9 protein-coding genes are annotated in these 13646 nt (G+C 53.6%); 2 read left to right on the forward strand and 7 right to left on the reverse strand.

The window, feature by feature from the left end; genetic code table 11:
• Positions 1–36: 36 nt before the first annotated feature.
• The 4 genes from B036_RS0117260 to ppk1 all read right to left on the reverse strand — a co-directional run bounded on the left by B036_RS0117260 (position 37) and on the right by ppk1 (position 5075).
• Positions 37–1638: an ATP-binding cassette domain-containing protein gene (locus B036_RS0117260; protein WP_020569986.1), complete on the reverse strand. Its 1602-nt coding sequence runs from the start codon at positions 1636–1638 to the stop codon at positions 37–39.
• A gap of 317 nt (positions 1639–1955) precedes the next feature.
• Entirely contained in the window at positions 1956–2435 is a 480-nt protein-coding gene (locus B036_RS0117265; protein WP_020569987.1) for a type I restriction enzyme HsdR N-terminal domain-containing protein, read from the reverse strand.
• Positions 2407–2997, reverse strand: a complete 591-nt coding sequence (locus tag B036_RS0117270) for an acyl carrier protein phosphodiesterase (RefSeq protein ID WP_020569988.1) — start codon at positions 2995–2997, stop codon at positions 2407–2409. The genes B036_RS0117265 and B036_RS0117270 overlap by 29 nt, the downstream gene beginning before the upstream one ends.
• Positions 2998–3014: 17 nt before the next feature.
• Entirely contained in the window at positions 3015–5075 is a 2061-nt protein-coding gene (ppk1, locus tag B036_RS0117275; RefSeq protein WP_020569989.1) for a polyphosphate kinase 1, read from the reverse strand.
• Between the two features lie 431 nt (positions 5076–5506).
• Here ppk1 and B036_RS0117280 point away from each other — a divergent pair, with 431 nt between their 5' ends.
• Positions 5507–5950: a DinB family protein gene (locus B036_RS0117280; protein WP_020569990.1), complete on the forward strand. Its 444-nt coding sequence runs from the start codon at positions 5507–5509 to the stop codon at positions 5948–5950.
• A 15-nt stretch (positions 5951–5965) separates the two neighbouring features.
• Here the strand turns inward: B036_RS0117280 and B036_RS0117285 are convergent, their stop codons facing one another.
• Both B036_RS0117285 and B036_RS0117290 read right to left on the reverse strand, forming a co-directional pair.
• Positions 5966–6877, reverse strand: a complete 912-nt coding sequence (locus tag B036_RS0117285; protein WP_020569991.1) for a CHAT domain-containing protein — start codon at positions 6875–6877, stop codon at positions 5966–5968.
• A gap of 53 nt (positions 6878–6930) precedes the next feature.
• Positions 6931–10353, reverse strand: a complete 3423-nt coding sequence (locus tag B036_RS0117290; RefSeq protein WP_044103018.1) for a caspase family protein — start codon at positions 10351–10353, stop codon at positions 6931–6933.
• A 237-nt stretch (positions 10354–10590) separates the two neighbouring features.
• Between B036_RS0117290 and B036_RS0117295 the strand changes: the two genes are divergently transcribed.
• Positions 10591–12165 carry a protein adenylyltransferase SelO gene (locus B036_RS0117295; protein ID WP_020569993.1) on the forward strand — a complete coding sequence of 525 codons (1575 nt, stop codon included), beginning with the start codon at positions 10591–10593 and terminating at the stop codon, positions 12163–12165.
• A 213-nt stretch (positions 12166–12378) separates the two neighbouring features.
• Here the strand turns inward: B036_RS0117295 and B036_RS0117300 are convergent, their stop codons facing one another.
• Complete coding sequence (locus B036_RS0117300; RefSeq protein ID WP_020569995.1) at positions 12379–13455, reverse strand: AI-2E family transporter; 1077 nt, start codon at positions 13453–13455, stop codon at positions 12379–12381.
• Between the last annotated feature and the right edge of the window lie 191 nt (positions 13456–13646).

Genomic DNA, 13646 nt, shown 5'->3' on the forward strand with positions numbered 1-13646 from the left:
CCCGGCAAGAATTTAAACGAAGGCTTCATCAGGTTTCTAATGGTCCGGTAAAGCCGCCGCCGCCAACAGCCGCTTCCCCATTTCGCTAGCGGGTTGTCGAAAGACGGTAGCTGCCGGCCCCGTTTCAACAATTTGCCCCTGATCCATGATGATCACCCGATCGGCACGCTCGGCCACCAGGCCGAGGTCATGGCTGATGAACAGCAAGCCTATTTGTTGTTCCCGGCAAATATTCTGGAGGAGATCAAGTACGTCTCGCCGCAATGGGGCGTCTAGAGCGGAGACGGCTTCGTCCGCAATCAGTATCGTCGGCCTTCCGGCAAGGGCACGGGCAATGGCCACCCTTTGACGCTGCCCACCACTCAGCGCATTTGGTGAGCGATTGGCATATATGGCGGGGGACAATCCGACCTCCTGTAATAACCTTCCCGCCTCGTCCTGATAAGTCGCTCGTTTGCGCCCCGGCATAGCTACGCGAAGTACTTCAATTATTGACCGAAGGATAGTGTGGGCGGGGTTCAGGGAACTGAAGGGGTCCTGAAAAACAAGCTGTACACGGCCATTGGCAGGGTAGTGGAATTGGCCCTTAGTGGGAGGTAGCAGGCCGGCCAGGCAGCGGGCCAGGCTTGACTTGCCACAGCCACTTGGCCCAACGATGGCCAGCCATTCGCCAGCTCCGAGGGTGAAGGAAACGGCCTTTACTGCGGTAACCGGAGATGTTTTTGACCAGGGCCACGCCTTTGGTGTAGGGTAGGAGAGGGACAGCCCATCAACGGTAAGGCAAAGCTCATTTTGGGGCCCGTCAATAGTCTGGTGGCCGGGCGTTTCGGTCTGATGGTTAGCACCCTGTTTGTCGATAACTTCAGTTTCGTCCGATTGAAATAACCGGGCCCCTGCCTCCAGAACCGTTTGAGTGTCTCCACGCCGGACTACTTTTCCCGCAGCCATTACCATTACTTCCTCGGCACTGCGGCGCATTACGCCCAGGTCATGGGTTATGAAGAGGGTGGCCATTCCCAGTTCTGCACGAAGCCGGGCTAGTAAGTCCAGAATTCCGGCTTCGGTGATGGTGTCCAGGGCGGTTGTGGGCTCATCGGCAATGAGGAGCTGAGGTCGGCCAAGCAAGGCCAGGGCAATCAGCAATCGTTGTCGCTGCCCCCCACTGAGCTGGTGGGGGTAAGCCCGGAGCATTCGCGCCTGATCGTTAGAAAGTTCTACGCGGGTAAGCCAGTTAAGTAAGCAGGTTTTTCGGTCGGTTCTGGTGGTAAGGTCGGGCCGGAAACGTATTACGGCCTCCATCAATTGGGCACCAATTGTATGGACGGGATTCAACGCCGTCAGGGGTTCCTGGAAGATCAGGCTGAGGTGTTTGCTGCGGTAGGTACGCCATTGTTTTTCCGTTAGCTGTAGCAAGTCAACGGCGGGCCCGTCAGCCGGTTGGTACCACGCTTCTCCACTTTCTAACCGAGCTGAATCGGGTAGTAAACCCACGAGCGCCAGGGCCGTCAGGCTTTTGCCCGACCCTGAAAGGCCGAGCAGACCCAGGCGGCCTCCGGCCGCCAGCTCGAACGACAGCCGGTCAACGGCCGGTGCTTCCGCACCCGGAAAGGAAATGGTTAGGTTGGTTACCTTCAGCATGGAGAGGCAAGATAGTACGCAGGTTTCAGGATTCAGGTTTTGGGGGGCAGGAATTAGATTTCAGGATTCAGGGAACGTGAGCTCTTGCGACTTAATTTCTGGTCAACAGACATTGCCTTGCTCCTTCAAAACAGACTTTGCACCTGCGGCCGCGCCAAAAAGTAAATGATAGAATAATTGATTAGTAGAATCAATGAAAGCTTTAGTAGTTCTGCAAGTGTCTTTCGTAATCTTGCAGTTGCTCTACTGGCGAACAAGCGCAGCGCCGTGAGTTTTGGCAACGGCAGCCATTCTCTCCTTCTATCCTTCAAAAGTCACTAGCTCCACTCCGGCACCATCCCCAAAAACCGGTAGCTCTCATTCACAAAATCAATCTCCGCCACATAGCTCTCCCGACCATTAGAAACCATCAAATAAGGAACGCGCAGCGGACCATTGTACGTAGCCGCCTGGCGGAAGACGGAGGTGTTGAGTGGCACCTGCGGTGCCTTACATTCGATGAGCAGGAATGGGCGCATGTCGGCATCAAACACCAGAATATCTGTACGCCTGGCCTGGGTGTTTACGGTCATGCCGCGCTCGACGGTGATCCGGTTGCGGTTATACCGCATATCTCCGATCAGGAAATGGAGTAATAGCTGACGCACAAATTCTTCCGGTTGCAGTACCAGCCACTTCTTTCTGATGGCACAGAAGACCATACGTTTGTTGCCTTCCTGCTTCACGTTGAGTTGTGGACTGAAGCGGGGCAAGCGCAGGTCAATCGGGTCAGGTGGGGTATTCCGTTCGGTAGGCATCGGCAAGTTGTTGTAAGCGGGGAAACAAGACCAGGAAGGTCTGGTTGAACGTGTCGTAATGATCGGTTAATAATTGCTCTACATCATTGAGCAATTCTGGCTGACTCAGCCTTGGTCGTAGTCGTCCAAAAACGTGGGACATGCCTTTTTGAGTCGTGTAAAGGCTCAACCAATCGTGGTTCAGCATGCCTTCAATATAGTTCTGGACGCGAAGCGACATATGCTCCCGGCGGGCGTGCAACGCCCAGTAAGTACCCACCCGAAAGGCATCGAATTCCAGCGGTCCGAAGCGTTCCCAGTTTTGGCACAGGAAGTAGTCGAAGCAAATATCCGTGATGACGCCGGCATACCGCCCGTGTTGTTTTGCAACAAGTTGATTGAGTAGCCTGACGTCCGGGTCCTGATCCGTGAGGTGGTCGATGGCCCGATGCATGAGGATTCCCCGTTGAACGCCCTCCGGTAGTTTGGCAACGGCTTTCCCTTTGACGAAGTCGCCAAGGAAATTACCGGCCTGTAGGTCGGTGTCGAAATGGGAGAGCGTCAGGTGGGCGAGGAAATTCAATGCATGGTGTATTTAAGTTATAACGCCTCTTCCCGCCGCTCAAAATATCGATAAATATCCTCCTGTGCCCGGAACTCCCCAGGTTCCCGAAACTCATTGAGCTGAGTAGAAGAGATGATACGGGCCTTTTGGTTGTCCCGCCACTGCATATCCATGATGCGGCGCAGCTCAAGGCGCAGGAGCGGGTCCTCGATTGGGGTGATTACTTCTACCCGACGGTGCAGGTTACGCTCCATCAGGTCGGCAGAGCCGATGAATATCTTCTCCACGTCGCCACCTCCAAAGATGTAAATGCGGGCATGTTCCAGGAACCGGTCAATGATGGAGATGATTTCAATGTTCTCTTCCGGCTTGGGCAGGAGCCGGCAAATGCCCCGGACGATCATCCGGACTTCAACGCCGGCGGCGGCTGCTTCCCTAATCTTCAGGATCATGTTCTCCTCCTCCAGGCTGTTCATTTTCAGGAAGAGGTAGGCCGTCTGCCCTGCTTTGGCTCTGGCGATCTCTTCGTCGATCAACTCCATAAACCGGGAGTACATCGTGAAGGGAGCAACGAGTAACTTTTTGCAATTTGGCAGGATCAATTTACCCCGCAGCAACTGGAATACCTGGGCTACGTCTTTACCGATGCGCGGCCGGGTGGTCAACAGCGCATGATCCGTATAGAGTTTGGCCGTTTTTTCGTTGAAATTACCGGTTCCGATATAGGAGAAATGAACGGTTTCTCCATTCGCTTTCTCCTGCAGGATATGGAGCAACTTAGTATGCACCTTTACCGCCGGAAAACTATAGCGTACGTAGGCTCCGGCTTCTTCCAGTTCTTTGCCCCAATACAGGTTACTGGCCTCGTCGAAGCGGGCTTTGGCTTCAACGAAAGCTTCTACTTCCTTTCCCTTGGTCAGGGCATACAGTAGTTCCTGGACAACGGCAGACTTTCCAGCTACCCGATAAAGGGTGATCCGTATTTTCTTTACATCCGGGTGGTCAGCGGCTTCTCTGATCAGCTTGGGGACGTAGTCGTACTGCTGGTAAGGGAAACTCAACAGGAGGTCGCTGGCATCCATCGTTTCCATGATGCTGTCTTCGTGCTCCAGCCGCGGGTGCGGCAGCGGGGGCATTTCAGGGTAGGCGAGGTCTTCCCGTCCAGCTGGCACGGGGAAGCCGAAGAAGTCCATGAAATTATGGTACCGACCTCCGGGTATCATGTCGTATTTACTGAGGCTAAGGGCATTTTTTAGCCGTTTCAGGATCCAGTCCGGCATCATTCGGTCATAGAGAAAACGGGTTGGCAGCCCGTCTTCACGAGCACCGAGCCTTGCTTCTATTTTACGATGTAGTTCACCGTCAAATTCGTTTTCGATGTACAGCTCTGCATCGCGGCTCAACTTGAAGCAATAACCGAATTCAACCTTGCGGTCGATCCACCGACCGAGGTTGGCCCTGATGATGCTGTCGAGAAAGATGACGTAATAGCCGTCCGGATCGTCAGCCGGGGAGGGCAGAACAATAAACCTGGGCAGTTTTTTGGCAGGGATAGGGACAAGGGCGACCTCCTTTGCTTCCCGTGCGATTTTTTCGTCCAGGTTAACGGCCAGGCAGAGCTGACCGCTTTTTAAGAAAGGGAGATCCGTAGTGTCCTCAGCATTCTCTGGCAGCCAGTGCAGGCGCAAGTGATGTTTGACGTCTTTGTCGAAATAGTCGGCGGCAAAAGCAGCTTGCTCTTTCGTCATTTCATCACTGTGGATAAGGTGGATGTTCTCCTCCTTCAGTTGGGGCAGAATTTCTTCGCGGAAAATGGTACCGAAAATTCCCTGTTGATCCCGGACCATGGCTCTGATGGCCCTGAGTTCTTTTTTCGGTTTAAAGTCAAATAGTTTTTTGCGATCGGCCTTGTCTAATTTTTTAAACTGGCGCAGGCTTGCTACCCGGACCCGGTAAAACTCGTCGAGATTAGAACTGTAGATCGCCAGAAATTTTATTCTTTCGTAGAGTGGTACCCGTGGATCACCGGCTTCCTGCAGCACGCGCCGGTTGAAGTGAAGCCAGGAGGTGTCCCGTTTTATAAGATCGTATTTCAAGGGGAGAAGTGGTTTGCGCTAAAAGTACGAAGGAGCGGGGAAGGTTCGGTAACGGGAGGAAAGTTTAGGTAAAGTTTAGGTGGATTCGCTTTGCAGGTCCTTTTGGGGTGGGCGGGGGCGCAGGTGCAAAAAACGGGTTTAAGCAAACTGGAGCGCTGGTTACCCGGTTTTGTCGATCTGAAAATATTGGATCGTTCTTAAGACTGAAATTCGTCCGGCGACCGCATCCCAATCATAAGGCTGTTTCCTTCATTTAACATCAATTAGCCGGATAGCTCAATTCTTGACTCTAAGCTTTAACTTGAAAAATTAACAAGGCCGGGTAAGCCCCTCTTTGCACCTGCGGCCGCGCCCAAAGTAATAAATGAACCCGTACCTTTCCCGACAACCCGACAACCCGACAACCCGATAACCCCGATAACTTGAATCCAATGATCCCCATCCTCCGCCAACTCCTCCAGCGGGACCTTACCCGCCTCCACGATGAAATTTCGGCCTATACCTCCGAGGCTAACCTGTGGATAACCGGTGGCGAAATCACCAACTCCGGCGGCAACTTATGCCTGCACCTGGTCGGTAACCTCAATACCTTCATCTGCGGAGAACTCGGTCATTCGGGGTACATCCGGGACCGCCCGGCAGAGTTCAATACTAAAAATATCCCCCGGGAAACCCTGCTCCGGCAAGTGTTGGAAACCCGGGAGCTGGTCGACCAGACTTTAGCCAACCTTCCCACGGATTCTTTGGATGAGGTCTACTCCGTTCAACTCCGTCCGGAGAAAATGACCACCGGCTATTTTCTTACTCACTTAGCCATGCATCTTTCTTACCACCTGGGGCAGGTGAATTACCATCGCCGGATGTTGGATGAATAGCCAGGTAATCGGCGATCAACCCGCCGATAAGTCGACCTCTTCTTTATTGAAGAAAAGTCTTGGGATGGCATCAATATCATAGCCTTCCATCATTAAGGATGCCAGTGCATAGTCAAATGCCCTGGGAATGTCGTCGGGTGCCTCGGCGAGGCCGAGGTAAAACCCACCGGCGAAGGTGATGGCCATATTGTCGGGTATTTCTTTCGCCATCCCAATGGCATGGATGCCGTTTCCGGAAATAGCACGGGCCTGATCAACACTGTCACAAGCGTTGAGCAGGACTACTTTGATTTCAAATTCTCTTTTCAGCAGGCGAAACATATTGGCCAGTGCTGGTCCGGAAACGACTTTCGGATTCCGGTCGCGGTCCTGTAAAACGATGCCGGCCGGGCTAAAACCTTTCGTGCCTTTGTCGCCATGGCCGGCAAAATGAATATACGTAGGTTTCTCCTCCAGCAACGTTTTAATCAGGGTGTCGGGCCTTTGCTCGAACATGATGTTTAAGTTGAAGTCCGGCGCATTGTCTCCAAGTTGAGTGCGTATTTTGACGTATTCTTTTTCCAGGTTCAACCGGCCAACTTCCCTAGGGTCAGAGGCTAAGAATAAAATGCGCAGCGCATCCGCTTTCTGATCTTCCTTAGGAATTGGCGGCGGGATTGTTGCACCAACATTACCGGTATCCTCAATGTCGTGCATGCGGGCTATTTCGAGTATAGACTGCGATATCTGTGCTTTTTGACGCATCGCGGTATCCATCGAGATCAACATCTTATTTTGCTGGTCCATACTACTGTTCAGCTGAGCAGAGATCATGATGACGGAATTCTGGAACCGCCGATCGGTTCCAAATTTCGGGTGTTGCTTTAACACTTCTAATGCTTCGTCAAGACGTGCTTCGGAAACTAGGGTTATTAAGTTGTTGGGCATATGTTATTTGGTTAGTTTAATTGTTTGCCGTTATGGTAAGTGGCGGGAATTGATCAGATGGTACTTTCGTTACCGTCCCCAAACAACCCACCCAAATAACCTTCGAACAAAGTAATCGACGCCTCATTCATAAAGTAACTCATATGGTCGCTGCCGATGGCTTCCTTGAGCCCAGTAATGCCAGGAATATCCTGTTGGCTCTTTACCGATACCGCCACGTCCGTAGGCGACTGAAAGAAAAGCGCGTCGGCGCCGTCTTTCCAATCCAGTCGGGCCATGATCTTTTCGAAGAAAGTCAAGTCCTTATCGGTCACGTCCGGAATCAGCCGGATGTCTCCGTTGATGAGGGAGTAGGGGACGTTGCCCCGTCTGCCTTCCGCCTTCAGGGTGGTCAGGAATTCAGAACCGATCTTCATTTCCTTCAGGGTGGCCAGTGCAGTATTCACGAACCATCTCAGACCAAGGAGTGGTGCCAAATACGGATTGTAGGCCGCGCCCCTTGCGAGCGCAGTAGACAGCAGTGGCGTCACCCACTGCGCGGCGTTGCCATAGGGGCTGCCGCCGTTTGGCGTACCAAATTGTAACAGGTGGCTGACCACCTGCTTCCCCTCCAGCATCTCGATGAAGCACCGGCACACCAGCCCACCCATGCTGTGGCTGTACACGTGCAGCGTTTTTCCGTGGTCGGCCCCCAGGCCGATGGCCCGGAGTTGACTTTGCAGGTCTTCCGCAGTTTTTCGCAACTCCGTTTTCAGGTTTTCATAATCGTAGGTCAGTACCAGGTCATACTGGTCGGCGACGAAGGAGCCATCCGGCATCTTCGCCCGCTTCAGGATCAGGGGAGAGGTGGTCGTATCTCCAATGATGCCGTGTACGAACAGCGCGATAGGTTTGGAGGCGTTGCCTACTGCTTCCTTAATGATGTTGGGATTGTCAGATACGTACCTGACTTTCAGGTCTTCCGTAATCTCGGCCTGGCGGAGCTTGTTAACGTCTCCGTCTAGCCAGGGGATGTAGTCGCTGACCACCTTGCGGAAGAACAGTTTGACCGATCCTCCCAGGCTGCGGGTATACGCTTCCGGCACCGGTTTTGGCAGCTGCTGGATGATCATTTCGCCACTATCCTTGTCTGGGAACCCGATGGGGTAGTACCTGCCTGCTTCCTCATCGTAGGCAAAGACCAGGCAGCCGTCTTCGACGGCATTACCGGCCTTTAACTTCAGGGGAGTGGCTTCGGTTACAGCCGCTTCGTTGCTTATGCCGAAAAGCTGAACCATGTCGAGTGGTGTTTCGGCCGCAGCCATGCTGCGGCTGTTCACCAGGCTCATGGGCTCAAGAAGGAAACCCTCGGTTGGGCAGGGTGGGGCAGTGCCGGCCGTTAGTGCCCGGGTGGTACTCAGGGAGGCATCAAGCGTCATTTCTCCCATCACCAATCCTGCTGGTTTCCCACTCACGGTGACCGGCGAACCAGCAGTCTCCGCACCGTGCATTTTTAAACCGGCATTGGCGAAAAGGGGCCGGTAAATCGTGATGGGGATATCCTTCACGCCCCAGCGATCCCGACGTTCTTTGTTTTTGAAACGAGGCACGCCCATGCCTCTCATACTTTTACCATCTGGTAGTTTTTCCTGGAGTTCCAGGCCATCCTGATCGTGTTGGGTAAGCTCGATCTCCGTTTCGGATACGACGACCTTCAGGTAGTTGGTGATTTCTGTTAGCCCCCAGCTCTGGAGTTTCTCCGGCAGGCTCAGGGAGACGAAGTTATAGTAGACCTGATTCCCTTCCTCGTCCTCCGTACTCATCCGGGTGGACAGGGCTTCGTCTTGTGCGGTTAGCTTGGTTACGGGCATGGCCTCTCCTGAAACCCCGAAGGATTCATCGAGATAGAGCATGCCAACGTAAAGCGGTGCCACATAGTCGGCTTTGACCTTTACGCTCAGGCGCAGCAAAGGATTCTGAAGGTCGCCGTCTTCGTCCGCATTATAAGAGAAAACGGCAGTGCCATCGGTCGCTTTTGTTTCCGCGGGCAGTGCGTCGCCATAGGTATCGAAATACGCCTGCTCCAGTGTGATGTCTACCACCTTGTTCAGGTCAAGGATGCGCTCTTCGGGCGCCATCTTCAGGGTACTCTCGTAGTTAGCTACCTTGGAGAGCTTCTCTACGAAGCTCACCGCCCAGCCTTCCACCGCCTTGGGGACGGATTCAAATAAAGGGCGTTCCTCTTCCGGAAGCACCATGCTCACGCCGTAGCCTTCAAGAAAGGTAATGTGGTAGGTAGCGGTATTGGCCTCCTCCGTTAGCAGGAGGGTATCTTTTTGTCGTTTGATCTCGCCAGCCAACGCTGCTCTCATCACCTTGGAGAGTTTCCCCTGGTCGAGATATACGGGCATTGGCGCAGACTTCCCTTTCAGATGTACGATCGGGTAGGGGGCATTAGCGGGGCTCATCCAGGCCTCCCCGTCGATAAAGGCTTTGCCGGCATCGACGCGGGTAACGGTGATCTCTCTTTCTGTTGTTCCGTCCAGCGCTATTCCCTTGTCGCCGGCGGCAATGCCGGCCAAAGCGCCCCGGTTTACGTAGTACCGCAGTTTATCGTCGAAATGCACGACAAAGGCCCGGTTGCGTTTGAGCTTTCCGTTGAGGAATTGTTGGTTGAGGTCCGCGTTGCCTGTGGTCCCGGCAAATACGTCCTGTTTACGATACTGGTTTTTTACCCGTACCCGCACCCGGTCGATCAGTTCGGCGTAGCTGCACCCCGCCAGGTCCATACTGTTCATGGTCTCGATGAGGAACCAGGAGAAAAGGCCCCGGTTTACGCCGTGCATGGGCATCTCCATGGCGAGTTGTTCGGCGCGGCAGGCGGAGAGGGTGATGTGGTCGCAAACGGGTGGGTGGCGGTAGTCCCCTTCTTTGCGGTAAGTCTCCGAGCCGAGGAAGTCTTCGAAGGAAACCGGGACATTATTGGGGGCGGCGGTACGAGGGATGGCTTTGGCCATACGGGTGATGGTGCCGGAGTGGCAGCTGTCGACAATGGCCAGTACCTGGCCTGCAGCTTTGGTGTGGGTAGCCAGCAGGTAGCTGAGTTCTTTGTCGGCCAGGTCCCGGCCGCCGGGCCGGCGGCTGTCGTGAAGGACCATCGTTTCGCACTTCCGGTCAGTTTCTTCGTCCCAGAATTCGCGGGGGGCGGGCATCTGCGCACCGTGGCCGCTGAAGTAAAGCAGGCATACGTCGTCAGCACCCGCTTGCCCGAAGTGGTTGAAACCATTAATCACGCCTTCTCTGCTGGCGGCTTCGTTGAGTAAAACGACTGGTTTGAAGTCGACTTCGTTGATCCGGGTATATTCAGAAAAAAAGTCTTCCATGGCGGCCAGGTCTGCTTTGCAACCAGGGAGATTACTGATGCCGTCGGGATATTCGGAGACGGCGATCATCAGGGCGTAAATAGTCATGTCGGGGGCGTATGGGTAAGGAAGCACTAATATAGTTTATTCTTATTTGACGGAGTATTTTTGGGCGGGGCCGCAGGTGCATTGGGAGGGACCGAGGCGCACTTGGTGCACAGCCAGCTGGTCTTTAAGGCAAAGCCCACTCGCCCTTGAACTAATACTTCGGGGTTAAGCTCATCTGCAGTTCATCCTGCTTTCTAACCGTTTTTTGCACCCGCGGCCCCGCCCCATTAGAACCCTTCTGCCCCCTAAGTTTGTATACCTGATATGAATCTGAATATAGCTGACACCTTCAACCGGGAACTCCCCGCAGATCCGGACAGAACCAATGAGCCAAGGCAAGTAAAGGATGCCTGTTTCTCTTTCGTGAAACCGAGCGTACCCGGACAGCCGAAATTGGTCCATTATTCAAAAGAAATGGTGGAAGCCATTGGCCTGACGGAAGCTGACGCGACGTCGGAGGAATTTCTAAAAATATTCTCCGGAGCTAAGGTGTTGGAAGGAACCGACCCCTACGCTATGTGCTACGGCGGCCACCAGTTTGGCCACTGGGCCGGGCAACTCGGAGATGGCCGGGCCATCAACCTGGGGGAAGTCGTTCATGCAGGAAACCGTTGGGCCCTGCAACTGAAAGGCGCCGGAACAACACCTTACTCGCGTACTGCCGACGGCCTGGCGGTTCTGCGATCCTCCATCCGGGAGCACCTGTGCAGCGAGGCCATGCATCACCTTGGGGTGCCCACCACCCGTTCGGTTTCTCTGGCGCTTTCCGGAGACGAGGTGCTCCGGGACGTGATGTACAACGGCAACGCTGCTTATGAAAAAGGGGCCATCGTTTGCCGGGCGGCACCGTCGTTTATCCGCTTCGGTAATTTTGAAATCTTTGCCCGTCGGGGAGACGTCGATAGCCTCAGAAAATTGACGGATTATACCATCAGGCACTTCTTTCCGGAAATTGAACAAGGAACCAAAGCTGGCTACATCGCCTTTTTCAAGGAGGTTGCCCGGCGTACACTGGACATGATCATCCACTGGCAACGCGTGGGCTTCGTCCACGGTGTCATGAATACGGACAACCTCTCCATCCTCGGTCTCACGATTGACTTCGGCCCCTACGGCTGGCTGGAAGGCTACGACGACAACTGGACACCCAACACAACCGACCGCAGCCACCGCCGCTACCGCTTTGGCAATCAACCCCACATCGGTCTGTGGAATCTGGCGCAACTGGGAAGTGCTTTGGTCCCGCTAATTGAGGAGGTTAAGCCGCTGCAAGCTGTTCTGGAAGCATACAAAGCCGCCTACCAACTAAGGTACTTGTCGATGATGCGACAAAAGCTTGGCCTGCAAACGGACCGGGAAACGGACGATGCACTGGTCGGGCAGCTGGTGGCTACCCTCCAGTTGACCGAAACGGATATGACCATCTTTTTCCGGAACCTGTCAGAAATTTCCCAAGAGACTTCCGTCAATGAGGGGACGGCATTCCTAGCTCCCGTCCTCGACGCCTTCTACGAACCGGACGCATTGACGGGAGAGACATTGGCTGCGTGGCAGAGCTGGTTCAACGCTTACGTCGAACGGCTGGGCCATGAAACGGCCACCGCAGAAGAACGTCGGGCCAGCATGCATTCGGTGAACCCGAAGTACGTACTGCGCAATTACATGGCACAGCTCGCGATCGACAAAGCCGATGCGGGAGATTATACCCTGATTAACGATCTGCACCAATTGCTCAAACGTCCTTACGACGAGCAGCCGGAAGCGCAGGAATGGTTTGCCAGGCGGCCGGAATGGGCTCGGAATCGGGTGGGGTGTTCTATGTTGAGTTGTAGTTCTTGAGCAGGTTGCAGGTTATAGAGGTTGCAGGTTGCAGGATGCAGGATGCAGGATGCAGGTTACAGCTGCCGCACTTGGTAGCTCGCTTCGCTCGGTTGGGCGTTTTTGAAGGGAAGCGCTCCAAATATTTGCTTTAATTGCCTGTGGCAATTTTTACCTGCAACCTCTGCAACCTGCAACTTGCAACCTGCAACCTGCAACCTGCGCGCAGCGCCCCTAACTACTCTTCCCCCCATAATCCTTACCCATCATCTCCCAAACGGTAATGAACAGCGCCGCAATGGTAGGGCCGATAACAAAGCCACTCAGGCCGAAGTAGGTGATGCCGCCCAGCGTAGAGAGGAGAACCAGGTAATCCGGCATCTCAGTATCCCGGCCAACGAGTAGCGGTCGGAGCAGGTTGTCGACAAGTCCGATGATAAGGCTGCCGACGATGAGCAGTATAAGCGCCCGGCCGGTGTAACCTTGTGCAAACAGAATTACCACAGTCGGTCCCCAAATAATGGCACTGCCGCCAACGGGTAGCAGGGCCAGTAAAGTCATCGCAACGCCCCACAGCAATGGTGCGGGAATGCCGAGAACAGCAAACATAACACCACCTATGGACCCCTGCACTATGGCTACAACCAGGGTTCCTTTCAACGTGGCCTTACTTACCTGGGCAAACCGTTGGAAGAGCATACGCTCCCGTACGTTACCCATAGGGATGGTATTCACGATACGGTCGAGGACCGTCTTGCCGTCTTTGAGGAAGAAAAACAGCAGGTATAACATCAGCGTGAACTGAACGAAAACGTTGATCAGGTTACTGCCGAAACTTAGAACCCTGGTACCTACAAATTGGCTGATGCTTCCTGCGAATTCGGTAAATTTTTCTTTTACCGCTGCCGGGCTGATTCCCTGGTCGCCCAGCATGTCATAGATGCCAGGTAGTTTGCGTTGAACGTAATCCACTAAAAAACCGGGATCCACTTCCCCGGATTGGATAGATTCATAAAGCTCTAATCCTTGATTGACCAAAGCGATACTTAGGAAAATGAAGGGTATGATGACGAAGAAAAAGATCAGCAGAGAAGTAATCGCGGCTGCTAACCCTTTGCGTTTGTGGCCAACCCCTTTACGAATCCTGACATACAGGCCGTAGAAGATCATCGTCAAGACAATTGCCCACAAAACAGTAATTAGAAACGGACCGATCATCCCCAGAAACGCCAGCGTAGTGATGGTTACAAGGATGAAAAACAGGTTGCGCCGGACACTTTGTAAGGTTTCGCGTTTGGAATCTGAAGCCATTGTTTATTGGGTAGTAAGTAGTGGGTAGTAAGTAGTAAGTAGTAGGTAGTGCTGGATACACCGCTACTTGTAATGATCGCATCGATAGGCTCTGCGACCGGTATTAGGTTGTTGTAACCGTTGAGGCTCCGCCTCAACGGTTACAATGCAATATGTTTGGTCCCTGAGCTTGTTACAGGAGATCAACACTT

It is taken from the genome of Neolewinella persica DSM 23188 (assembly GCF_000373105.1).
GTDB classification, from domain to species: Bacteria; Bacteroidota; Bacteroidia; order Chitinophagales; family Saprospiraceae; genus Neolewinella; species Neolewinella persica.